The organism is Halobiforma lacisalsi AJ5 (assembly GCF_000226975.2).
GTDB classification, from domain to species: Archaea; Halobacteriota; Halobacteria; order Halobacteriales; family Natrialbaceae; genus Natronobacterium; species Natronobacterium lacisalsi.
Genome location: NZ_CP019285.1, coordinates 1,040,193 through 1,063,549 on the forward strand (window position 1 = coordinate 1,040,193; position 23,357 = coordinate 1,063,549).

General features: G+C 67.4%; 21 protein-coding genes and 1 tRNA gene. 11 read left to right on the forward strand and 11 right to left on the reverse strand.

The genetic code is table 11. The features are described 5' to 3' along the window. The first annotated feature begins 65 nt into the window (after nt 1–65). The gene (locus CHINAEXTREME_RS04900; RefSeq protein ID WP_007141359.1) at nt 66–1,130 is read left to right on the forward strand and encodes a glycosyltransferase family 2 protein; all 1,065 of its coding nucleotides are present in this window, start codon (nt 66–68) and stop codon (nt 1,128–1,130) included. Between the two features lie 72 nt (nt 1,131–1,202). Here the strand turns inward: CHINAEXTREME_RS04900 and CHINAEXTREME_RS04905 are convergent, their stop codons facing one another. The 6 genes from CHINAEXTREME_RS04905 to glmU all read right to left on the reverse strand — a co-directional run bounded on the left by CHINAEXTREME_RS04905 (nt 1,203) and on the right by glmU (nt 10,216). Then, the gene (locus CHINAEXTREME_RS04905; RefSeq protein WP_007141360.1) at nt 1,203–2,837 is read right to left on the reverse strand and encodes a flippase; all 1,635 of its coding nucleotides are present in this window, start codon (nt 2,835–2,837) and stop codon (nt 1,203–1,205) included. A gap of 258 nt (nt 2,838–3,095) precedes the next feature. Next, nucleotides 3,096–4,730 (reverse strand): right-handed parallel beta-helix repeat-containing protein, encoded by a 1,635-nt coding sequence (locus CHINAEXTREME_RS04910; protein ID WP_394295307.1) that lies wholly within the window; start codon nt 4,728–4,730, stop codon nt 3,096–3,098. A 256-nt stretch (nt 4,731–4,986) separates the two neighbouring features. Continuing rightward, nucleotides 4,987–5,649 (reverse strand): helix-turn-helix domain-containing protein, encoded by a 663-nt coding sequence (locus CHINAEXTREME_RS04915; RefSeq protein ID WP_007141362.1) that lies wholly within the window; start codon nt 5,647–5,649, stop codon nt 4,987–4,989. Nucleotides 5,650–5,754: 105 nt separating this feature from the next. Continuing rightward, entirely contained in the window at nt 5,755–7,458 is a 1,704-nt protein-coding gene (locus tag CHINAEXTREME_RS04920) for an alkaline phosphatase family protein (RefSeq protein WP_007141363.1), read from the reverse strand. 115 nt (nt 7,459–7,573) lie between these two features. Then, a complete protein-coding gene (glmM, locus tag CHINAEXTREME_RS04925; RefSeq protein ID WP_007141364.1) occupies nt 7,574–8,971 on the reverse strand; it encodes a phosphoglucosamine mutase in 1,398 nt (465 codons plus the stop codon). 63 nt (nt 8,972–9,034) lie between these two features. Continuing rightward, nucleotides 9,035–10,216: a bifunctional sugar-1-phosphate nucleotidylyltransferase/acetyltransferase gene (glmU, locus tag CHINAEXTREME_RS04930; protein ID WP_010546405.1), complete on the reverse strand. Its 1,182-nt coding sequence runs from the start codon at nt 10,214–10,216 to the stop codon at nt 9,035–9,037. 197 nt (nt 10,217–10,413) lie between these two features. Between glmU and CHINAEXTREME_RS21780 the strand changes: the two genes are divergently transcribed. From CHINAEXTREME_RS21780 to CHINAEXTREME_RS04940, 3 genes are all read left to right on the forward strand, one after another. Then, nucleotides 10,414–10,554 carry a hypothetical protein gene (locus CHINAEXTREME_RS21780; RefSeq protein WP_169317734.1) on the forward strand — a complete coding sequence of 47 codons (141 nt, stop codon included), beginning with the start codon at nt 10,414–10,416 and terminating at the stop codon, nt 10,552–10,554. A 94-nt stretch (nt 10,555–10,648) separates the two neighbouring features. Beyond that, on the forward strand, nt 10,649–11,053 hold the full coding sequence (locus CHINAEXTREME_RS04935; RefSeq protein ID WP_007141367.1) for a YccF domain-containing protein: 405 nt from the start codon (nt 10,649–10,651) through the stop codon (nt 11,051–11,053). 132 nt (nt 11,054–11,185) lie between these two features. Further along, nucleotides 11,186–11,260 (forward strand) — tRNA-Arg (locus CHINAEXTREME_RS04940). A gap of 245 nt (nt 11,261–11,505) precedes the next feature. Here the strand turns inward: CHINAEXTREME_RS04940 and CHINAEXTREME_RS04945 are convergent. Beyond that, nucleotides 11,506–11,961 carry a hypothetical protein gene (locus tag CHINAEXTREME_RS04945; RefSeq protein WP_007141368.1) on the reverse strand — a complete coding sequence of 152 codons (456 nt, stop codon included), beginning with the start codon at nt 11,959–11,961 and terminating at the stop codon, nt 11,506–11,508. Between the two features lie 69 nt (nt 11,962–12,030). Continuing rightward, nucleotides 12,031–13,326: an MFS transporter gene (locus CHINAEXTREME_RS04950; RefSeq protein WP_007141369.1), complete on the reverse strand. Its 1,296-nt coding sequence runs from the start codon at nt 13,324–13,326 to the stop codon at nt 12,031–12,033. Between the two features lie 276 nt (nt 13,327–13,602). On the opposite strand from CHINAEXTREME_RS04950, the gene CHINAEXTREME_RS04955 reads away from it, so the two are divergent. Next, complete coding sequence (locus CHINAEXTREME_RS04955; RefSeq protein ID WP_007141370.1) at nt 13,603–14,184, forward strand: NADPH-dependent FMN reductase; 582 nt, start codon at nt 13,603–13,605, stop codon at nt 14,182–14,184. Between the two features lie 103 nt (nt 14,185–14,287). Continuing rightward, nucleotides 14,288–15,253 carry a DUF7351 domain-containing protein gene (locus CHINAEXTREME_RS04960; protein WP_007141371.1) on the forward strand — a complete coding sequence of 322 codons (966 nt, stop codon included), beginning with the start codon at nt 14,288–14,290 and terminating at the stop codon, nt 15,251–15,253. Nucleotides 15,254–15,432: 179 nt separating this feature from the next. Here CHINAEXTREME_RS04960 and CHINAEXTREME_RS04965 read toward each other — a convergent pair whose 3' ends face one another. From CHINAEXTREME_RS04965 to thiE, 3 genes are all read right to left on the reverse strand, one after another. Continuing rightward, the gene (locus CHINAEXTREME_RS04965; RefSeq protein ID WP_007141372.1) at nt 15,433–16,548 is read right to left on the reverse strand and encodes a glutamate-cysteine ligase family protein; all 1,116 of its coding nucleotides are present in this window, start codon (nt 16,546–16,548) and stop codon (nt 15,433–15,435) included. Nucleotides 16,549–16,851: 303 nt separating this feature from the next. Further along, on the reverse strand, nt 16,852–17,700 hold the full coding sequence (gene thiM / locus CHINAEXTREME_RS04970) for a hydroxyethylthiazole kinase (RefSeq protein WP_007141373.1): 849 nt from the start codon (nt 17,698–17,700) through the stop codon (nt 16,852–16,854). After that, nucleotides 17,697–18,377, reverse strand: coding sequence for a thiamine phosphate synthase (gene thiE, locus CHINAEXTREME_RS04975; RefSeq protein ID WP_007141374.1), 681 nt, complete (start codon nt 18,375–18,377; stop codon nt 17,697–17,699). Before thiE ends, thiM begins: the two co-directional genes overlap by 4 nt. Nucleotides 18,378–18,513: 136 nt before the next feature. Between thiE and CHINAEXTREME_RS04980 the strand changes: the two genes are divergently transcribed. The 5 genes from CHINAEXTREME_RS04980 to CHINAEXTREME_RS05000 all read left to right on the forward strand — a co-directional run bounded on the left by CHINAEXTREME_RS04980 (nt 18,514) and on the right by CHINAEXTREME_RS05000 (nt 23,354). Beyond that, complete coding sequence (locus CHINAEXTREME_RS04980) at nt 18,514–19,209, forward strand: haloacid dehalogenase type II (RefSeq protein ID WP_007141375.1); 696 nt, start codon at nt 18,514–18,516, stop codon at nt 19,207–19,209. A gap of 135 nt (nt 19,210–19,344) precedes the next feature. Then, complete coding sequence (locus CHINAEXTREME_RS04985; RefSeq protein ID WP_007141376.1) at nt 19,345–20,433, forward strand: branched-chain amino acid ABC transporter permease; 1,089 nt, start codon at nt 19,345–19,347, stop codon at nt 20,431–20,433. Next, nucleotides 20,430–21,845 carry a branched-chain amino acid ABC transporter permease gene (locus CHINAEXTREME_RS04990; RefSeq protein ID WP_007141377.1) on the forward strand — a complete coding sequence of 472 codons (1,416 nt, stop codon included), beginning with the start codon at nt 20,430–20,432 and terminating at the stop codon, nt 21,843–21,845. The genes CHINAEXTREME_RS04985 and CHINAEXTREME_RS04990 overlap by 4 nt, the downstream gene beginning before the upstream one ends. After that, nucleotides 21,838–22,656, forward strand: a complete 819-nt coding sequence (locus CHINAEXTREME_RS04995; RefSeq protein WP_177209155.1) for an ABC transporter ATP-binding protein — start codon at nt 21,838–21,840, stop codon at nt 22,654–22,656. The genes CHINAEXTREME_RS04990 and CHINAEXTREME_RS04995 overlap by 8 nt, the downstream gene beginning before the upstream one ends. Next, nucleotides 22,656–23,354 carry an ABC transporter ATP-binding protein gene (locus CHINAEXTREME_RS05000; RefSeq protein WP_007141379.1) on the forward strand — a complete coding sequence of 233 codons (699 nt, stop codon included), beginning with the start codon at nt 22,656–22,658 and terminating at the stop codon, nt 23,352–23,354. Before CHINAEXTREME_RS04995 ends, CHINAEXTREME_RS05000 begins: the two co-directional genes overlap by 1 nt. Nucleotides 23,355–23,357: the final 3 nt, after the last annotated feature.

A 23,357-nucleotide genomic window follows, 5' to 3' on the forward strand; every position in this document is an offset into this window, starting at 1 on the left:
GCTGCCACCGGCCCGAACGGCCCCGCCATCGCCGACGGAGTCGGCCCGATACGGGGGTGGCGCTGATGTACCACGACGCGACCGTCGGCGTCGTGTTACCTGCCTACGACGAGGAGGGGTTCGTCGGGGACGTGATTCGCGACATGCCCGACTACGTCGATCGGATCTACGCGATCGACGACCAGTCGACCGACGGCACCTGGACGGAGATCTTAGAGGCCGCGCGAGCGGACGCCGGCGACGGGCGTCCCGCCCGCGGAAGCTCCGACCCTGATCCGGACCGTCTCGTGGCCGACGGCGGCACCGCCGCCCTCGAGTCCCGTGCCTTCGTTCACGAGCGGATCGGACGGGTCGTCCCGATCCAGCACCGGGAGAACCGCGGTGCCGGCGGCGCGATCAAGACCGGCTATCTGGCCGCCCGAGCCGACGGGATAGATGCGACCGTGACGGTCGACGCGGACGGGCAGATGGACCTCTCGCGGATGCCGCGGCTGCTGGATCCGATCGTCGAGGGCGAGGCGGACTACGCGAAGGGGAACCGCCTCCTCTCGGCGGAGTACCGCGCGGCCATGCCCCGGTTTCGCTTCGTCGGGAACGCGATGCTGTCGTTCCTGACCAAGGTCGCCGCCGGCTACTGGAAGACGATGGACCCCCAGAACGGGTACACGGCCATCTCCCGCGGGGCGCTCGAGGCGATCGACGTCGAGGGCCTCTACGAGTACTACGGCTACTGCAACGACCTGCTGGTGAAACTGAACGTCCGCGGGATGCGCGTCGCGGACGTGGCGATGCCGGCCGTCTACGGCGAGGAGGAGTCGAGCATCCGCTACTCGGAGTACGTCCCGAAGGTGTCGACCATGCTGTTGCGGAACTTCCTGTGGCGGCTGAAAACGAAGTACCTCGTGCTCGACTTCCACCCCCTCGCGCTGTTCTACCTCGTCGGCGCGGGGATGGCCGGGGCCGGCGTCCTCGCGCTCGGCCTGGCCCTGCTGTCGGCGCTCGCGGTAGTCGCCGTGCCGGTGGCCGGAGTCGGCGGACTGTTGTTGCTCGTCGCCGGCGTCGCGTTCCTCCTGTTCGCGATGGTGTTCGACATGGGACAGAGCGAACACCTCGAGACGCAGGTGCGGTAGCCGTTCGTCGCGGCTCGAGTGACCGGTTCCCGTTCGCGTTCGGCCCTCTCTCGTTCTCGTCTCCGTTCCCGTCTACGCCAGTACCGTTCCCGCGTCGATTCCCAGAAGGCCGACGACGAGCCCCGCAACCAGCAGGACGAGGCCCGCGACGAACAGCAGGATCTGGAGCCAGTTGCCCGAGGCGGTACCCCCGACCCCCTCGAGGCGGGCCTGCAGTCCGGCCGCCGCCGAACCGACGGGGTCCGGGAACGCCGCCAGCACCTCGAGCGGTTCGGTCGGGTCGAGTGCGCCGACGAGTAGCGCGACCGTGACGAAAAGCGCCAGACCGACCGGCGGGACGACGGTCAGGGCGAGCCACGGGTTCTCGATCGCTGCCGCCAGCGCGACGATGGGGACGGCGGAGAGGGCCGTCGTCAGTACTGTCCGTGCCAGGCGTGCGTCGGCCAGGGGATCGAACCCGACGAGCCGGGCGCTCCAGCAGTGGAGGACGAACATCGAGCCGTAGCCGACGCTGGTCGCGACCGCGGCGCCTCGCATGCCGTAGGACGGGATCAGCAACGCGTTCAGGACGACGTTGATCCCCGCCGCGACGCCGGTGGCGACGACCGGGTACCGGAGCGTCCCGTTCCCCTGGGAGACGGCGAGGATCGGCCTGGCGAGCGCGAACCCGAGCGCGCCGGGCAACAGAAGCAGGAGCGGCTCGATCGCCGGCTCGGCCTCGGGGCCGAAGTAGAGGGGAACGGCGACGTCGGCGAGGGCCGCGAGGCCGACCGCCATGACGGCGGTCAGGAGGAACGCGTACCGGGTCGTGCGGGAGGCGAGTTCCGTGATCTTCCGGGTGCGGCCCCGGGACCACAGTTCGGAGGTCGAGTGGACGAACACCGTCTGCAGCGCCAGCGGGACGAACCAGAGGAACTCCGCGAGCTGGAGGGCGGCCCGGTAGTTGCCCACCTCCGCGCTCTCCCGGAACTGCTGGAGCATCAGGATGTCGACGTGGTACAGCGACATCAGAAGGAGCACGAGGACGATGCTCATCGAGTTGAACGTCAGCATCCGCTTTCGCGGGAACCCCGTGCTCGGGTGTGAGAACACCGAAACCAGCGAGATCCGGCGGTGGACCAGCGCCAGCCCGACGACGGCGACGAGCGCGCTCGCGACGATGTGGCCGAGCAGCGCGCCCGTCACGCCGAACCCGGCGTAGACGAGCGGGATCGCGACCGCGACGAAGCCGACCTTGTCGAGGATCTTCAGCGGTTCCGAGTACCGCTCGAGGCCGAACCCCATCAGCGTCTTCCGGGCGAAGTCACGGAACTGGGCCGTGACCACGAGGATCGCGAGCACGTAGAAGTACGACGCCAGTCCATCGCCGAACGCGAGGGCGACGTAGCCGAACTCGGCGGCGGCGACCATGACGAGCGTCCCGACGGCCGCGAGCCAGATCGCCAACCGCAGGTAGAAGCCGGCGACGTACGCCTCCCAGTGGGGGACGGAGCGATCCTCCGCGAGGTACTTCCGGACGCCGTCGGTGATCCCGGAGCTGACGAAGATCATGTAGATGGCGAACACCGACAGCAGGAACGCGTAGTCCCCGTATCCCGACGCGCCGAGGAACCGGTACAGGAGCGGCGTCGAGACGGCGGTCACGACCAACACGACGACCTTCGCGCTGACGACCGAGAGGATGCCACTGGCGATGCTCCTGTTCATGGTTACGGTCGCTGTCCTCCCCTCAGTGCCGACGGCCGGCGATGCGCCTCGTTCGACCGGTCGGCGTCGTACACGATCGCCACAGTATCGACCCGGTCTCGCCGACGGGTCGTTATTATAGCAGTGTTAAGCGCCCCGGGAGGCGGTTTCCGCCGTCCGGCTGACCGGCGGTCGGTCATCTCGAGGCTCGCCTGCGAGACGGTCGCGGCGACCGACGCTCTCGAGCGGTTCCGGTAGCTCGCTTGCGCCGCCGACCAGTTACTCGTAGGTGTTCTCCCAGGTCAGCACGTTGCTGGCGCCCAGGTCGTCGATCCCGTTGACGATCCGGTTGACCCGGAACTCCGGCCCCTCGATGCCGGGGTAGAGGCGGACGCCCTCGAGGCCGTCCTCGTACGACACCGTCTCGGAGTTCCGGAGGTGGTTCCCGTCGCCCTGGTCGATGTAGGGGTACTGACTCGCGTGAAAGGTTCCCTTGTACACCGTCGTTTCGTCGCCCGAGATGACGATCCCGTTCCGATCGGCGCCGTTGCGGCCCGGCTGATCGACGGTCACGTGGCTGAACCGGCAGTTGTCCCGCTCACACCGGATCCCGTCGCGGAAGCCGGCCGAGGTGACCCCGGCCTCGCCGGAGACGTCGAAGAGTTCGACGAGGACCCGATCTCGCCTGTCCGTATCCGTGATCCAGAGCGGGTAGCCGCCGCCGGCCTCGTGGACGACGCCGCCGCCCCCGATGTACGTCTCGCCGGCCTCCGGCGAGACGACGATCCCGTGGTTCACCCGGTCGCCGCGGATCTCGATCGAGGTCTCCTCGATCCGCGAGGACTGACAGGAGTTCATCACCGAAATCGCGTGACTCGTCGGCTTCGGCGAGGTGATCGAGATGTCGACGTCCGTCACCTGCAGGTCGTCGCCGTGCTCGAGTCGGATGCCCCGCTGACTGTCGTCGTACGATCGGGTACGATCGACCGCCACGGTCGCGCCCCTGATCTCGCTCCCCTGGCCGCCGAGACGGACGCTCGCGCCGTTGCTGTTTACGAACCGACCGCCGTCGACGACGATCGTCCCCTCGTCGTTGACCGCGTACAGCCCGTTGTCGGGGAAGCCGCCGAGTTCGCAGTCCCTGAACTCGAGGTGGCCGACGTTGGTGTTCGCCTCGATGCCGATCGGACCGCGCCACATGTTCCCCGCGTTCGGCGTCCAGTCGGCGTGGAGACCGCCGTCCGGCGCGCGGAACCGCTCGACGACCCCGCTCCCGTCGGGGTCGCTGACCGCGAACATCCCGGGGCCCCAGGTTCCGCTGTCGTGTTCCCCGTGGATCGTGACGTCGCGGACCTCGAGGTGCTGTGAGACGGTCGCTTCGATCGTCCTGATCCCCGTATCGGACGCGGTCTGATCGACGTCGAACCCTTCGAACCGGAGCCTGCGCCCCGGACTGTAGGAAACGCCGAGACGGAACAGCCGGAACTGCGGGCCGTCGAACGCGTGGTAGTCCGCGGGAACGAGCGTCGCGTCCTGCCCGAAGAACCCGACGTTGTCGAACCCGGTAAACCGGAACTGCGAGTCCATGTAGTACCGCCCCTCGGGGAAGACGAACGCCGTGTCGTCGGCCCGGTGGTCCTCGAGGACCGGCGTGATCGACTCCCCGCCGGTATTGTCGGCCCCGGCCTCGACGACGTCGACGACGGTATCGTACTCCCCGTGGAACGCGGCCGCCGGATCGCTCCCGACCGTCGCGAGTCCGACCGTTGCGGCGCCCGCGACACCGACGCCGCGCAGGAACGTTCGCCTGGACCGTCCCCTTCGGGCCGGCGCTTCGTGAGCAGCACCGTTGGTCGCGTTCCCCCCTGTAGATCGTCCACCCTCCGAATCATCCATGCCGCTTCCTTCCGTCATTGATAGTCACTTTAGTTGAAGCAGTAAGGAGAGCCAGTAACTAGGGGTTCGGATAGCAAGCCTTTAAGTCAGATATCCGGTACGATAATTGATGGTTTCTTCTCGATTCGTCGCTCGAGAACTGTTGTGCGATTCGAAACAGTAGGAGCCGAAGCGGCGCCGATGGGCCCGTGCCGTCGACGAAAGCGGTTTATCACTCGTATAATGGGGGTGCTGGAGCAGATACGGAGACGAAGGTGCCCGACGACCGTCCCGCTCAGACCGGATCGTCGACCGGCCGACCGTTCTCGAGCGTGGCGGCGATCAGCGTCGAGATCGCGCGCCGGAGTTGCTGGGACACCGCCGAGTCGCTGACCTCGAGGCGTTCGGCGAGTTCGTCCTGGGTGACCCGCCGCGGGATGTCGAAGTAGCCGGCCTCGTACGCCATCAGGAGGAGGTCGCGCTGGTGATCGGTGAGAAAGTAGGTTCCGTCGTCGGCGGCGGACGAGTCGTGCAGCCTGTCCACGCGAAACGAGACGCCGCGCTCCCGATATCGCCGTCTGATCGCGGCCAGCGCGTCGCGGTCCGGAAGGTGAACCCGGGCGACCCACCCGGTTCTGTCGCTCGTAACCGTAAAGACGTACAGCCCGTGTTCGGCACACCAGTCGGGCAGGATCGCCAGGCCCGTCTCGACCGCGAGCCGGTAGATCGCCCGGTGTCCGAACGTCGCGACGCACGTCGGCTCCGAGACGGTGGGGTCGTCGGCCAGCGTCTCCTCGAGGCTCGCGTACCCGTCGCCGAAGGCGGAGACGAACAGCACCCGGCTTCCGTCCGTTGCGCTCTCGTACTCGCGTCTCAGCGTCACGTCCGGCTGTCGCTTCATGGTCGGCACCAGCGGCAGCTCGTCGTGCCCGAGACGAACGTCTGCGATGAATCCCATCGAGGTATCGGTACCGTCGGCGTCGTCGGGTCGACCTATACTTATACCGGGGATAACGACCCTTGCATCCGCTCGAACGATCGACGACGCCCCTGCAGGCCCGGTTCAGTCGACGTATCCGAGGTCGGCCAGTCGCTCCGTCACGTCCTCGCCCGGACCGGCTCGCTCCCGATCGTCTTCCGTCGCGTCGTAGGCGGGGTAGGCGACGGGCTCGACCGGATCGACGACGGGCACGACGCCGCCGTCCATCCGGTCGCTTGGGGGCACCCCCATGGCCGCCATGACGGTCGGCGCGACGTCGAACACGTGGGCGCGGTCGATCGCGGCGTCCTCGTCGATCCCGGCACCCGTCGCCACGAAGACCCCCTCGAGTTTGTGGTTCCAGGGCTCGGCCGGACCGAAGTAGCCGTCACCGTCGCCGCCGAGTTGCTCGGTGAGCGCGTGCTCGAAGCCCGCCGGGATCGTGACGACGTCGACGGTTTCCTCGAGCCGATCCCCGTGGAAGTACTGTTCGCGGGGCGCAACCGTCTCGAAGAACGGTTCCCCCTCGGGGGTTTCGACGGACCGAAGCGTCCGAACGAGTTCGTCCCGGACCCGTTCGTACTCCTCGGGCGGAACGGTCCCCTGCGGGTCCCGCCCCTCGAGGTTGATCCGGACGCCGAGTTCGGTCCGTGCCCGGACGTACGCCGTCGATTCGGTGAAATCGACCTGTTCGTTCGCCGTCCGGGAGATTCCCGACGGCGCGTGTTCGATCGCGAACTCGGCGAGGCCGACCCGCTCGAGGGCGCTCCTGATCCGGCTGGCGGTGACGCCGAACCGGGCGGCGACCGAAGCGGCCCGCGCCGCAGCGCCGGGCTCCCAGGTGTCACACTCCTCGCCTTCGCGGAGCCGTCTGCGCATCGGCGTCCACGAGGGCATCCCCTTCCCGTCGGTCGTCGTCTCGAGGAACCCCTCGTCGCGGAGGAACTCGTTGATCCGGAACTCGTAGCCGTCGTAGGGCCCCATCCCGTGGTCGCTGACCAGGAACACCCGATCGGGGTCGCACGCGTCCAGTATTTCGGCGATCTGGTCGTCGGTCGCTCCGTAGACGCGTCGGACCGCGTCCTCGTCGCCATCGAACTCGTGGAAGACGGTGTCCGTCTTCTGGAACTGGACGAAGCCGAAGTCGGGGTCGAACTCGCCGACGAGGTACCGAAACGCTTCGCCTCGCATCCGGATCAGGTTCTCGTACTCGTCGAGCTTCTCGGCGTCCGACAGCGAATCGTCCCGCGAGTAGCACGGGTAGACGCGGTAGTCGCCGATCGCCGCGCGCACGTCGTCCAGCAGTCCGTCGGGGTGGCAGGGCGGATCCTCCGGCCCGAGAAACCCCGGAATCACCGCGCCGTCGAACTCGTCGGGCGGGTGCGTGACCGGGGCGTTGACGACGACGCTCGAGCGGTCGTGGCGATCGAGCAGCGTCCACAGTGGGTGCTCGCGGACGTCGTCGTTGCTCGTTACGTGCCAATCGTAGCCGTCGTAGCCGACGAAGCCGATCGCACCGTGTTTCCCCGGGTTGACGCCGGTGTAGATCGACGGCCAGGCGCTGGGCGTCCACGGGGGGATCTGCGACTCGAGCGGCGCCGTCGCCCCCTCCGAACAGAGCCGTTCGATGGTCGGCACGCAACCGGCCTCGAACAGCCGCTCGAAGACGGGGAGACAGCCCGCGTCGATGCCGACGACCAGCGTCTCCAGGCCGCTCGATCCGTTCGGCGCGGTGTTTCCAGTAGTCGTAGTCGATACGGTCTCGTCTCGGCGATGTGTCCGACTCATCGATTCGAAAGTGCTCGCTGATATTCGGTGTCGATCGCTGCCGGACTTCCGGGCAGCGAGGGCTGTACGACACGAGAGTTCACGCCACGTCCGGCCTGCGCTCGAACTCACTTCATTATCGGTCCGTTAAACCCGCGCCTGAGCGGCTCTCGCCCCGCCTCTCGGACGGGAACCGTTCGATCGCGCGCTGGAGGATGCCGACCGCGTCCCCCTCCAGTCGTTCGACCTGTCGCTCGGTTCGGGCCTCGACGGTGAGCCTGACGACCGGTTCGGTTCCGCTCGCCCGGAGGAGTAGCCAGCCGTTCTCGAGGTCGACGTAGACGCCGTCGCGCGTATCGATCTCCGCCCTCTGATCCTCGTCCTCGTACCGGTCACGGACGCGTTCGCGGACCCGCTCCATCACGGCCTCCTTGTCGGCGACCTCGACGGATCGCCGGCGGATGGGGTAGCTGTCGACGTCCGCGACGAGCTCGGAGAGCGGCCCCCGCTCCGCGACGAGTTCGACGAGCTTGCAGGCGGCCAGCGGCCCGTCGGGACAGGGAGTCTCCTCGGGCCAGATCCACGCCCCGCTCGGTTCGCCCCCGAAGACGGCGTCCGAACGGGCCGCACGCTCGGCGACGTGGACGTCGCCGACCGGTGTTCGACTCACGCTTCCCCCTGCGGCCGCCACCTCGTCGTCGACCGTCACGCTCGTGCCGACCGGTGCGGCGACGACGTCGCCGTCGCCGTTTTCCGCGGCTTCCCGCGCGAACAGCGCGAAGAGCACGTCCTTCGGGACGAAGGTGCCGGTCCCGTCGACGGCGTGCATACGGTCCGCGTCGCCGTCGTGTGCGATCCCGAGTTGCGCGTCGGTTACGGCGACACACGACGACAGCGTGGCCAGCGTCTCGCGCGTCGGTTCGCTCGGTCGCCCGGGGAACGACCCGTCCTGCTGGCCGTTCAACGTCACGACGTCGCAGCCGAGTTCGTCGAGGACGCGGGCGGTGATTTCGCCCGTCCCGTTCCCGACGTCGACGACGACGCTCGGCGGGTCGTCGATCGTGACGGACTCGATCAGCGCCGCCGCGTGCCGATCGACCGCGTCCGTGAGCGGCGCACTCGAGCCGTGTCCGTCCCAGGGCTGCAGGTCGTACGCTTCCCGTTCGATTCGCGTCGCGATCGACTCCCGCTGGTCGGGGTCGAACGCCTTGCCGTCCGCGGACCAGAGTTTGATCCCGTTGTCGGTCGGCGGGTTGTGCGACGCCGTCACGACGACGCCCGCGTCCGCGCCGGTCCGCGGGACGGCCCTCGCGACCGTCGGGGTCGACGCGACGCCGACCTCGAGCACGTCGGCCCCACACTCGCGGAGCCCGGCTGTCAGGGCGTCGAACATGACGATACCGCTCTCGCGAACGTCCCGTCCCACGACCACCTGCTCGTAGCCGTCGGAGGCGAGGGCCCGACCCACGTCGAGCGCGAGATCGGCGGTTACGTCCTCGCCGACGGTTCCTCTGATACCGCTCGTTCCGAACATACCGCCTCTCGAGCGGACGGACCGATTACTATACAGTGGTTAAGTGACGGCTCGGGGTCGTTCTTACCGATCCTGCATGACGACGGCACCCGGTTTCGTGGTCTCGCCCGCCGAGAGCGTCACACCGGCGTTCAGGCTCGTGTCGATCCCCGTCTTGACGCCGTCGCCGAGCACGACGCCGAACTTCCGCCGGCCGGTCGAGACACACTCGCCCTTGACGGTCATCCGGACCGGTTCCTCGTCGTGACGCAGGTTCGCGACGTTCGTCCCCGCGCCGAAGTTGACGTTCCGGCCGAGGACGCTGTCCCCGACGTACGAGAGGTGGCCGACGCTCGTTCCCGACATCACGACGCTGTTCTTGATCTCGACGCCGTGGCCGACCGAGACGTCTTCGCCGAGGACCGTCGCCCCACGGACGTAGGCGTTCGGGCCGACGGTCGCCCCCGCCCGGAGCAGCGCCGGTCCCTCGACGACGACTCCCGACCGGACGGTCGCGCCCTCCTCGACGACGACGGGCCCCTCGAGTTCGGCGTCCGACGCGACGTCGCCGCGGATATCGGTCTCTATCGACTCGAGTGCGAGTTCGTTCGCCTCGAGCAGTTCCCACGGCCGGCCGACGTCGAGCCACCGATCGAACTCGACGTGGCCGACGGCGGTCTCCGCGAGAACGCGCTCGAGGACGTCCGTGAGTTCGTACTCGCCGCGCTCGCTGCGGGGGACGTCCAGGTACTCGAGCGCCTCCTGGGGGAAGGCGTACGCACCCGCGTTCGCGAGTTGACCGGGCGGGTCCGACGGCTTCTCGACGACGTCGGTGACGGTCCCGTCCGCAACGTCGAACACGCCGTAGTTCGACGGGTCGTCGACGCGGATCGAACCGACCGCCGGAGCGGCCGCGTAGAGGTCGGCGAGCGACTCCCGGTCGAAGACGATATCTCCGTTGATCACGGCGAACGGCCCCTCGAGGTGCTCGCTCGCGGCCGCGACTGCGCCGGCGGTTCCGTCCCGCTCGGACTGCGTCGCGTACCGGATCGGCGTTCCCGCGTACCGTTCTCCGAAATACTCGCGGACAGCGCCGCCTTCGTAGCCGACGACGAGAACGATCTCGTCCGTGCCGGCCGCGGCCGCGGCTTCGACGGTGCGGGCCACCAGCGGCTTCCCGGCGACCGGGAGCATCGGCTTCGGCGTGGTTTCCGTGAGCGGTCGCATTCGCGTGCCTCGCCCCGCGGCGAGAATGACGGTTTGCATGCCAGGACCGTCGGCGCGTCCGGGGTTTTCTTATACTGGTCCTAACCCCGCCCGTGATCGGCGAACGGGGATTCCGGACCCGATCCTGGTCCCGGTCCCGGTCCCAGGACGGGGCCGTGACGGGGCTGCATACCGTGTCCCGAAATCGACCACGCCCCTCCCCACGCCGCTTTATGTATGGGCGTGGACTGGGCGGTATGCGCCTCTCCACGCCACTGATCGTGGTCGGCCTCCTCCTGATCGTGATCCCGATTCCGATCCTGCCGCCGCTCGTCGGGGCCTTCATCGGTGCCGGCATTCTGCTCGTGGGACTGTTCCTGCGCTTTCTCGGGCTCTGATCGGTTCACGACTCGAGATCGATCCCCTCGATCGAGGCCGAACCGCTCCCGCTCGTACCGACACGCCTATTCCCCGACCCTCCCCAGATATAGTATGACACAGCGGTCGTTTCTCGTTCGAGCGATCTGGTTCGTTTTCGTCGGCTGGTGGCTGACGCCGATCGTCGTCAACATCGCGTGGGCGCTGAACGTGACGGTAATCCTCGCGCCGATCGGGATCAAACTGATCAACCTCGTGCCGACGGTGCTCACGCTCCAGGAACCCCGCTCTCGACGGGGGCCAGGGGAATCGTCCGTGCGCCTCGAGGCCGGCGACGGGACTACCCAGCACTCGCTTCCGGTGCGTGCACTCTACTTCGTGTTCGTCGGCTGGTGGCTCAGTTTCCTCTGGGCGAACCTCGCGGCGCTGCTCGCGATGACGATCATCGGGTTGCCGGTCGCGATCTGGCTGGCGAACCGGCTTCCGTACGTCACGTCGCTGTACCGGTTCCACGGCTGAGACGGACTCCTGCAACTCGTTGTCGGTCCGACCGCAAACGCCTGCAGTCGGACCGGAAAAGCGTTCAATCGGACCGTGCGAGAAGGCACAATCCACACCGCTTATACTATTCCGTCGTCCATTCCTACACGAGGGCACGTAGCTCAGTCCGGATAGAGCGTCGGACTTCTAATCCGACGGTCGTGGGTTCAAATCCCATCGTGCCCGTGCAGCGAACGAAGTGAGCGAACCGGGACGTGGGATTTGAATCAGGGAACAGCTTGCTGCGACCGTGGTTCAAATCCCATCGTGCCCGTTGCTGTCGCTCATGAGTTGTTCGCGACAGCACGATACTGAGATGGGTTCGAACTAGACGGGGGCGAGCGAAGCGAGCCGACGGCGTGGTTCAACTCCCATGGTGCTATCTGTACCAACGTTAGCAGTAAAGACCCGAGTACGGGAGACGTGTACGTTCAGTACCCCGTTCTGCGATGTGCCATGGTGGAAGCTCCCTCTGATATCCGTGTCTCCCCGATGGTGACGAACTCGTCGTTCTCGTCGTGCTCGACTTCGATCACGAGCCGTTCGCTCTCGGGGAACGCGTCTCCGGTCGTCAACTCGAGAACGTCGCCCGAGTCGACTCCCTGTCCCTGGTCCCACTCGTCGACGTACTCGCGGCTGGCGACGTACTGCTCGCCGTATCGTCCGTCGGCGTAGGCCACTGTATCGCCGATCCGAACCCGCAGATTCGATGGTTCACCGCTGAGGTTCGTCGCCGTAATCCGAACCAGTTCGGCACCGTCGACTGTTCGGAAATCGAACTCGAAACTCCCCTGTGGATGGGAGGGTGGCGAACCGGTCGCTGGCGGCTCGAGACAGCCAGCGAGACTGACGACGAGCGTCGTCAACAGGTCGCGTCGTGCTCGCATTGGTCTCCGTTACCGACGTCCGGTTCTTGTCAGTTGTGCCGTGACCGCCGTTATCGTCGTTGGTCGGCATCAGTCACCACTGTCGGCGGCGATTCTTCGCTCGGCCTCGCCGTCGCTCGAGTCGCCTGCACCTCGGACAGGCGAAACGGTCAGCCAGAGGGCGCCCGCCGCGAGCGCGAGGCCACCGCCGGCGAACGCGAGAAATCGGATCGGTCCCGCGATCGCGGCGAGTTCGCCGCCGACGACCCTCGCTGCGGCCGCCGCGAGGGACGACACCATTGACACGCCGGAAAGGACGGTCGCGCGGTCCGTATCGCCCAGTCTGTCGTTGAGATACTGGTTGCGGATCGGTCGGAGTACGGCTCGCGAACTCCGGTAGAGGAACAGCGCCGGAACGATCGCGGCCGGAACGAACAGGGGGACGACGTAGGCTGCTCCCAGTACCGGCGCGGCCAGCGCCAGCGTTCGTCGCGTGCCGAGTCGATCCTGAAGCCAGCCGACGGTCGAGGCGGCTCCCGCCGACACGAGTTTGAACCCGGCGTACAGCACGCCCAGCCCGGCGACGGGGAGGCCGACAGCCTCGAGCGCCGGCTGTTCGAACGTACGCGAGAGGTCGAAGAGCAGGAAGAGCAACCCGGTGTAGACGACGACCCATCCCACTGCGGGACGGGTGAATTCCCGCCGGAGCGACCGGAGGCCATCCCGGAGTCGGTGTCGGTTGGGTTCGTTGTCGCGGTCAGGGTCGCGGTCGGGATCGTGGTCGTGGCCCGGGTCAGGGCCAGGGCAATCGGTCGCCGACCCGGCCCCTTTTCCGGTCTTTGGCAACGCCACGAGCAGCGGAAGCCCGAGCGCGGCCAGCGCGGCGTTGACGAGAAACGGGAGTTCCGGGCTCACTCCGTACAGGACGCCGCCGATCACCGCACTCGCCGCCGACGTCGTGAAAAGCAGCGTGCTGCCCCGTCCCTCGAGGCGGGCGAACTCGTCCGGTTCGCCGTAGATTCCCAGTAGTTCGTAGAGCCAGGCGTCGGCCGTTCCGGAGCGAAACGCCCACGCGGAGCCGACGAACACCTTCAACGCGAGGTAGCCGGCGGCGAAATCGACGAGCAGGTAGCCTGCCAGCCCGACGGTGCGCAGAACCGTTCCCAGGACGAGCGTCGAGCGACGACCGATCCGGTCGGCGAGGTAGCCCGACGGAACCTGCGTGGCGACGAGCGTGATGGAGAACGTCGCCTGTGCGAGCGCGACGAACTCGAGACCGTATCCGCGATCGAGGAGGTAGAGGACGCTGATCGGGACGATGAACCCGGATGAGGTTGTCGCCCGATAGAGGTAGTACGTCCAGCGGACGGTCCGTGGGACGGCCATCGCACCCGACTACAGTTACCACTTTGATGGCATTTTCCGAAAGCCGATTTTTGTATCGCGACTTTCAGAAGCAAGCTTTTGTACTGGATCTATCATTTCGACGAATTCGGAGAGTCGATGGTCGCGTCTTTCGCGTCGATATCGTGGTTGTGACAGGGAAAGAACGGAAACTCGTTCTCCACATCCGCCGTTCCTGCCTATACATAATATCCTATACAATAACTCGATTCAGAGAGAACCTAAGTGGCTGCCGGCAGTACTGTACGACACACGAAAATGAAGGACGACGTATATATCGTCGGTCTCTGCGGCAGTCTGGCACCCGACAGCGGTACTCGAGTCATCGTTCGCGAAGCGCTTGCGGCCGCCGAACGCGCAGGTGCGGAGACGACGCTCGTCGACTTGCGGGAGTACGATCTGCCGATGTTCGAACCGCACCGCCCCGACGCGGGTGATGCGCCGGAGCTCAGGCGGCACGTCGACCGTGCGGACGGGGTCGTCCTCGGCACGCCGATGTACCACGGAACGGTTAGCTCGCCGCTCAAGACGGCGCTCGATTACTGCGGCGGGGACGAGTTCGAGGAAACGACCGTCGGACTCGCGGCCGTCGCCGGCGGCTCGTTCCCGACGCCGGCGCTCGAGCATCTCCGGTCGGTCGCCCGGGCGCTCGGCGCGTGGACGCTCCCCCATCAGGTCGGGATTCCCGACTCCCACGAGCGGTTCGCCGACGGCGAACTGGTCGACGACGACCTCCGGGAGCGTACCCGCCGACTCGGCCGTGAACTCGTCGACTACGCGGGAGTAACGTCCTACCCGGAGGTCGCCGAGAAGCCGATCGAGGCCCAGTCGACACCGTAGCCGACGTCCGACGGTCCGGATCCTTTCACGAGGGGATCACACGTACTGCCCCCAGTTGGAACCTACCCGAACGGATTCAACGATGCCCGTGCTATCCGAACGCATGACCGAACGCTCGGCGGAGCGAACGTACGGATCGCTGCCGCCAGACGAGGCGCTCGCACTGCTCGGAAACGAGGTCAGAGCGAAGATCCTTCACACACTGAGCGAAGCCCGCGGTGGACGCGGACCGCCGCCGGTCCTGCCGTTCTCGGAACTCCGCGAACGGACCGACGGCTCCGTCGAGAGCAGTCGCTTCAACTACCACCTCCAGCAACTCGTGGGCACCTTCGTCGAGCGGGTCGATCCCCGTGCCGAGGCAGGGGCCGACGACGCGCAACCGGTATCCGAGATGGCGGCCACCGACGAGGAGGGGTTTCGCCTCCGGCCGGAGGGGACGACGATGGTCCGGACGATCCGGGCCTGGTCCGTCGCCGGGGAGGCGACCGTCGAGCCGTTCGATCTCGAGCAGTCCTGTCATCACTGTGGCGGGTCGATCCGGGCACAGTACCGCAACGCCATCTTCGCCATCCAGTGTGCCGACTGCGAGTACCTGTACGATTACAATCTCACACCCCCCGGGATCCTGAACGGCCCGGACGATCGGCTCCTCGAGCGGGTCGCGGCGTACAACCGTCAGCAACGGTTCGCGTTCGCGCAGGGAACGTGTCCGCTCTGTGGCGGCGGGGTCGATGCGGAGTTTCTGGAGCCGGAAACGACGGGATATCCGCGCGGCGACCTCCGATCGACGATCGTTCGGCGCGGCTGCTCGCACTGTGGAAACAAGGACACGCTCACGACCGGCGAGTTCCTGCTCGGCGAGAGCGAGGTGATCGCGTTCTGTCGGCGACGGGGTCTCGACCTCATGGACACTCCGATCTGGGAGGTGGAGTTCGCCGCGACGGATCGGCGAACGACGGTCGAAGCGACCGACCCGTGGCGGGTCACGACCGCCGTCGAACTGGACGGGGAGGCCCTCGAGTGTACTGTAGACGAGACGCTCGAGGTCGTCGACCGGGAGCGGTACTGAGACGGGCTATTGATACGGACTGCTGTAAGTCATTACCGGTGCAACCGCGACCGTCCTGCGGTTGTACCGGTAAACAGTTACAGCAATCCGTATGAGTCGTTGCGGCCCGACCGCGAGGGTCCGACGCCTGCGGTCGGGCCGGCAAATCGTCACAGCAGACTGCGGGAGTCGATCCGCCGTCAGGCTCGAGCAGGACGCTTGCCGACCTCCCGCTCGAGTTCGCTCGCCGCCTCGAGCCGGAGCCGCTTGGCCTCCGGTTTCGTGAGCCGGGAATCGGGGAGCCGGTTCGCGAGCGGATCGTACGCCTCCGGTGAGAAGCCGAGGTCGCGCAGGTAGCTGCGGACGCCGTCGTCGGCCATTCCGTCCCGAATCGCCGCGTCGGTGATCTCCTCGACGGTCTCGAACGCGGGGAGCTGGACGGGTCCCTCGCCGCTCACGCCCATGCCCACGCCCACGCGCCGGCCGTCCTCGACGTCGACGACCGTGCCGGCGGTCGCCGCCCGGTCGACGATCGAACGGACCGTCTCCGCCAGCCGGAACGTCTGCCCGGGCAGTGCCGCGTCGGGCGATCGCCACTCCACGGTCGGTACTTCTTCCCGGAGTCGGACCGGCGTCCAGACCGTGTCGTAGGGATCGAACTCGTCGTCGAACGCCGCGGGATCGACGCCGCGCTCGAGCGCGCGCTCGCGGAACCGGTCGTAGGCGGACTCGAGCCGGCGCTCCCACTCGTCGACGCTTTCGACGTAGGGCCACAGCTGTCCCTGCTCGGGGCAGGCGTCGTAACACGACCGCCGGTAGAGGTACGGGCGGGCGCACTCGAGGATCCGCTCTCCGCGGTAGTGGGACGCACTGTTGACGAGAGTGAACGCGGGATCGATAGCGGTCAGGGCGTTGAGCTGGTCGGCGACGCGGTCGCTCGAGTCCGCCCGTTCGAAGTGGAAGTGGGTGCCCGCACAGACGCGGGCGTCGTCGAAGGTCGGACCGACGATCCGGCGCTGGAGGTCGGTGCCGCGCTTGTCCCGGTAGGGGATCTCCGACGGCGTGGCGTGCAGCGGCGTCGCCAGCGGGACGAGCCGCTTGTCCCGTTCGTGGGCAGCCTCGACGACGGCGCCCAGCAGGTCGCGAAACTCCGCACGCAGTTCCGCCATCGTCGCGCACGGCGTCGTCTTCAGTTCGATCATCGGTTCGACGAACTCCGGATCGATCCGATCCGAGAGTTCGAGCAGTGTTCCGGGCGGTACCAGTTCGCCGTCGTCGTCGACGACCCAGTACTCCGCCTCGAGACTCGTATTCATGGCTGTTTCCGGTGGTGTGGTTGGCTGGAGCCGCGATCGCGGATTGCGGTTTGCGGTCGTGTAGTGCGGTCGCGGCGGCGTCGCGTTGCGCGGCGCTCGAGCGGGGCAGGGGGCCGCCCTCACAGCGCAGCGCCGAGAAGCGGTCGGGCGTCACGTCGTCGGGGTGCCGACGCCCGCCATCTCTGTCGCGTACTCACCGGTAGCGCCGTCCCGGAGGAACCGATTGAGCCTGCACTGGCAAGTGGCGGCCGAGCCTTCGGCGGGTCGGCTTCTCCTGGCGGCGGAAAAAGGGGCTCGAGCGGGCTAGACGATTCGTTCGACGCGGTGCTCGAGGTCGAACTCGAGGTCGCGGTCGCCGTCCGCCGTGGCGTCGGCGGCGAACCCGTACACGGCGTCGTGGAAGTTCGTCCGGTAGCTCGCCGGTCCCGCGTAATCCATCTCGGCGGCGCGTTCGCCCGCGAGGCCGAACGCGAGCGTCCCGTGTAGTGCCGCCGCGTGTTCGTCGTCGACGGCTCCCCCGAACGCGGCGAGGGTCGCCCCGAGCATGCAGCCGGTGCCGACGACCTCGCCGAGCATTTCGTGACCGGCCGCGAGCCGATAGGCGCTGTCGGCGTCGGCGACGACGTCCTCGACGCCCGAGGCGACGACGATCGCGCCCGTGGAGTCGGACAGCGAGCGGGCCGCCCGCTCGATCTCATCGTAGTCGCCGACGGATTCGACGCCCTTGACCTGGGCCTCGACGCCCGCGAGGGCGCTGATCTCGCCGTAGTTACCCTTGATGATCGAGAACTCGGCCGCCGAGAGCAGCCCTTCGGCGACCGACTCGCGGGTTGGGGTCGAGCCGACGCCGACGGGATCGAGGACGACCGGAATCCCGCGCTCGTTGGCCGTCTCGACGGCCTCGTGCATCGCGTCGATCTTTCCGTCGGGCACCTGCCCGGTGTTGACGAGGACGGCGCTCGCCGCCTCGGCCATCTCCCCTGCGTCGCCGGGCGAGTCGGCCATCACCGGCAGCGCGCCCCAGTGGAGGATCAGGTTCGCGACGTCGTTCATCGTCACCTCGTTGGTCAGCGCCTGGACCAGCGGCTCGGTCTCCCCGACGGCCTCGAGCGATTCCGCGAGCTCCGCGCCGGTTACGTCTATATCGGTCATTCCGTTCCCTCTCCGTCTCCCACGCCCTTCGCGGTTTCGACGGCTTCGGCGAGCGACTCCGTCGCGGCCCGCGGGTCCGGGGCGGCCGTGATCTCGGAGATGACGGAGACGCCGACCGCACCGGCCTCGACGACCGGCCCTGCGTTCTCGGCGGTGATCCCGCCGATCCCGACGACCGGGATCGACACCGCGTCGGCGATCTCGGCGACCCGCTCGGGGCCGACGCCGTCCTTGTACTCGGCGACGTCCTTCGAGGTGGTGCCGTAGATCGTGCCGACGCCGAGGTAGTCCGCGCCCGCCGCCTCGGCCTCGTGGGCCTGTTCGACGGTTGCGGCCGAACAGCCGACGATCGCCTCCGGCCCGAGCAGGTCGCGGGCGACAGCCACGGGGAGGTCGGACTGGCCGACGTGGACGCCGTCGGCGTCGATCGCCTCGGCGATGTCGACCCGGTCGTTGACGATCAGGTCGACGCCCGCCTCGGCGGTTAGCTCCCGTAACTCGAGGCCGAGTTCGTGTCGCCATCGGGCGTCGGTTTCTTTCTCCCGTAGCTGGACGACGTCGATCCCGCCCGCGATCGCCTCGCGGACGATCTCGAGGGTCGACCGCCCGTTCGAGACCGATTCCTGGGTGACGAGGTACGTCCGCCAGTTCGACGGCTCCGCGGCGTTCCGAGGCATACTCGATACTCGAGGTGGCGGCGGTCGGTCACTAAGCGGCTTCGGTCGACGCGCGGGACGTTCCGCGGGCCCACCGGACGCCGACCCGATCCCTGTCCTGGCTCAGTTTCTTGCCCTCTGCCGTCGAAATACGGGTATGTCCTTCGACCCGGATCGCGTCAGCACGGTCACGTTCGACTCCTACAGCACGCTCGTCGACGTCGACTCCGTCGAGACCGCGCTCGTCGAACACGACGCCGTCGCCGACGTCGATACGACCTCCGTGTCGAACACCTGGCGGCGGCGGTCGATGGAGTACACCCTCGTCGGCAACGCCCTCGACCGCTACGAGTCGTTCTACGAGGTCAACCGCCGCGCCCTCGAGTACGCCCTCGCGGTTCACGGCATCGAGACGACGCCCGACGACCGCGCGGAGATCCTCTCGGTCTACCACGACCTCGAGCCGTTCGCGGACGTCCGGCCGACCCTCGAGCGCCTCGACGAGGCCGGCTACGACCTCTACGTCCTCTCGAACGGGTCGCCGGAGATGCTCGCGTCGATGATCGACGGGGCCGGAATCGGCGACTACGTCACGGACGCGATCAGCGCCCACGAGGTGGCGACGTTCAAGCCCGACCCCGACCTCTATCGCCACGCCGCCGGCCGGACGGGGACGCCGATCGATCGGATCGCCCACGTCTCGGCGCTGTGGTTCGACGTCCAGGGCGCGGTCAACGCGGGAATGCAGGGAGTCTGGCTCGATCGACAGGACCGCCCGTGGGAGCCGTTCGGGCCGGAACCGGACCTCGTCGCGGAGGGACTCGAGGGCCTCGCCGAAGTGCTCGAGGCCTGATCTTCGATGGCACGTCGCGACCGTCCGTAACTTCCGGGAAATATCACGTTACCCGACGTGACGCACCATCGGATTATGGGAAATGATATCATATAGCGTGAGCTATTTATTGACGGTGCAGGATAGCACAACCGTATGGGGGATGTAACGGACTTCACGTGGGAGCAGTGGTTCGGCGTGCTCCTGCTCGCTGGTGTCGGGGTACTGATCTTGGACCTCCTCAGGCGGCTCGCGGTCGGCGACCTCGGTGCGTCGACGCTGACGACGTTCCTCTGGCGTGGGCTCGTCGACGGGCTGATCGTCGGACTCGCCGCGGTCGGGTTGTCCATGACCTACAGCATCCTTCGGTTCGCGAACTTCTCGCACGGCGATCTGGTCACGACGGGCGCGTTCTCCGGCTGGACGGCCGTCTGGGTGATCGGTGGGCTCGGGGCCGCGGATCTGGGCTCCCGGCTGCTGTTGAACGCCGATCGGAGTACCTCGGCGCGGGCACTCGACGTGCACGTCTACGCCGAACCGCTGGCCATCGTCGCCGGGCTGGTGATCGCGGCCCTCGTGACGATCCTCGTGGCGCTGGCGATCGACAGGCTGGTCTACAGGCGAATGCGCGATTCGGGCGGCATCCCGCTGCTGATCGCGAGCGTCGGGGTCGCGCTGGTGTTGCGGTACCTCATCGTGTTCCTGTACGGCGAACGGACCCGCGGAGTCGTCCGCAGTTCGCCGTCGGTTGATCACCCACTGCTGTTCTGGACGGACGGACTGGTCGTCCACGAACTCATCATGGTCGGCTCCGCGGTCGTCCTGATGGTCGGATTACACGTGCTGTTGCAGTACACGAAACTCGGGACGGCGATGCGGGCGATGGCCGACAACAGGGACCTGGCGCTGATCACCGGCATCCCGACCGAGCGAGTCATCCTGGCGACGTGGATCATCGGCGCGGGGCTGACCGGCGTCGCCGGCTACCTGATCGTCCTGGAGCAGGAGACGCTGAACTTCAACACGGGCTGGTTCCTCCTGCTTTTGATCTTCGCCGCGGTCATCCTCGGCGGGATCGGGTCGATCTACGGCGCGATCACGGGTGGGCTCATCATCGGCCTGGCGGACAACGTGATGCTCGTCTGGATCTCGGGTGATCTCACCCGCGTAGCCGCGTTCACGCTGATGATCCTCATCCTCATCTTCCGCCCGCAGGGGCTGTTCGGGGGTGTCGAGACGGCATGACGGTTGACGAGACCGACGCGGACCCCGACGCGGACGCCGACCGAACCGCCGCCGACGGCTCCGGCGCGGCCCCGGCGTCGCCGCTCGAGGGCGCGGCCGCCGTCACGGAGTCACGTCCCCGGTGGCAGGTCGACCTCGGCTACATCGTCCTCACGACGATCGGCATCTACGCGCTGATCACGGCCCTCGGCCTGCTGACGGGACTCGGGTTTGGCGGCGTCTTCCGCCAGCTACAGACGGTGACGTTTCTCGCAGCGGCCTACGCGCTCGTGGTCCTCGCGCTCAACCTCCACTGGGGGTACACCGGCCTGTTCAACATCGGCGTCGCGGGGTTCATGGCCGTCGGCGCGTACGGGATGGCGATCCTGACGGCCCCGACGGAGGGGACGACGACGCCCGGCCTCGGCCTCCCGATGTGGGTCGGCATCCCTGTCGGCGTGGCCCTGGCGGGACTGGTCGGGTTGATCGTCGTCCTGCCCGCGTTGCGCATCCGGGCCGACTACTTCGCCATCGTGACGCTTGCCTTCGCCGAAGTGATCCGACTCACGATCAACTCCGGGGCCCTGGCCGACGTCGACGCCTTCGGGCGCCAACTGGGGACCGGCGGCGGCCGGGGGATCAACTTCCCCCTGCTCGAGCACGCGATCCCGCGCTGGGTCCTCTACGAGGGCGGCGACCCGGCTCAGGGAGCCACCTTCGTCGGGGTCCAGGTGCTGACCGTGACGAACCGGCTCGGGATCGAGCGGACGGTCGTCGAGTCGGCGATCTACACGTCGGTGCTGGTCGGACTGGTGGCGATCGTGTTCGTGCTGTCGGTCCGGACGGCGAACTCGCCGTTCGGCCGCCTGCTCAAGGGAATCCGGGAGGACGAACTCGCGACGAAGTCGCTGGGCAAGAACACCGATCTGGTGAAGATCAAGGTGTTCGTGCTCGGCTGTGCGATCATGGGGCTGGCCGGAATCTTCTGGCAGGGCCGCAACGGCTACGTCGACCCCGACGCCTTCCTCCCGATCATCACGTTCTACATCTTCATCGCCCTGATCATCGGCGGCTCGGGCTCGAACACGGGCAGCGTCGTCGGCGCGCTCGTGTTCGCCGGGGTTCTGTTCGAGGGGCCGCCCTACGTCCAGCGGATCATCAACCAGGTGATCGATCTGCCCCGGCCCACGACGATCTACGACGCGGTCGTCGCCCTCGGCTCGTTCGATCCGTTGCCGCTCGTCGGCTACACCGTCGGCCAACTCGCGAACCTGCGATTCGTCCTGTTCGGGGTCATCCTGATCCTCCTGATGATCTACCGGCCGGACGGGTTGCTCGGCCACCGCGACGAACCGGCGTCGCCGCTCGATCTGCGGGCCGAACGGCCGACGGACGGCCCCTCGAGCGTCGACGGGGGTGACGACGATGAGTGACGTCGAGGTGAGCGGGGCCGACGGGGCCGCCGAAAGCGAGGCGACCCACCCGCTTCGCATTTCGAACCTGACGAAAACGTTCGGCGGGATCCTCGCCGTCGACGGCGCGAGTTTCGCCGTCGAACGGGGCAGCATCACCGGGCTGATCGGCCCGAACGGGGCCGGGAAGTCGACGACGTTCAACCTGATCACCGGCGTTCACGCGCCCGACTCCGGGCACGTCTACTTCGAAGGCGAGGACATTACCGGCCTGCAACCCCATCAGGTCGCCGAACGGGGGCTGGTCCGGACGTTCCAGATCACCCGCGAACTCGGCGAGATGACCGTCCTCGAGAACATGCTGCTGGCGTTCAAAGGACAGCGCGGCGAGGCGCTGTGGCGGTCGGTCCTGCCGGTCGCCCGCCGTCGCGTCGTCGAGGAGGAGCGGGATCTCCTCGAGCGGGTCTGGGAGACGCTCGAACTGTTCGAGATCGACCACCTCGCCCACGAGGAGGCGGGGAACCTTTCGGGCGGCCAGCGGAAACTGCTCGAACTGTCGCGGGCGCTGCTGACCGACCCCGAGATGTTGCTGCTGGACGAACCGATGGCGGGCGTCAACCCGACGCTCGAGGGGAAACTGCTCGAGCGGATCCACGACCTGACCGACGAGGGCTACACGTTCCTGATCGTCGAACACGACATGGACGTCATCATGGAGAACTGCGAGCACGTGATCGTCATGCACCAGGGATCGGTACTGGCGGAGGGTACGCCGGCGGACATTCAGTCGAACGAACGCGTCATCGAGGCCTACCTCGGGGGTGAGGTCTGATGCTGGTCGTCGACGGTCTGGACGCCGGCTACGGGGATCTGCAGGTCCTTCACAACGTCGACCTCCAGGTCGACGAGGGCGAGTACGTCGCCATCGTCGGCCCGAACGGGGCCGGGAAGTCGACCGTGATGAAGTCGGTCTTCGGCCTGACGACGTACATGGGCGGACGAATCGAGTTCCAGGGCCGCGAAATCAGCGGTCTTCGGCCCGAGGACATCATCACCCACGGGATCGGGTACGTCCCCCAGAACGACAACATCTTCTCGTCGCTCTCGGTCCGTGAGAACCTCGAGATGGGCGCGTACATCCTGGACGAGGTGCCCGAAGACGCGATCGCAGAGGTCTTCAACCGGTTCCCGATCCTCGAGGAGCGCCAGGACCAGACGGTCGGGAGCATGAGCGGGGGCCAACAGCAGATGGTCGCGATGGGCCGGGCGCTGATGCTCGATCCGGATCTGCTGTTGCTCGACGAGCCCTCGGCGGGACTCGCGCCTGACCTGGTCGAGGACATGTTCGACCGGGTGGACGCAATCAACGACGACGATACCGCGGTCTTGATCGTCGAGCAGAACGCCAAAGAGGCGTTGCGCCGCTGTGACCGGGGCTACGTGCTCGTCCAGGGCGAGAACCGATACGAGGACGACGGCGACGCGCTCCTTGCCGACGAACAGGTTCGGCGGGACTTCCTGGGCGGCTGAGCC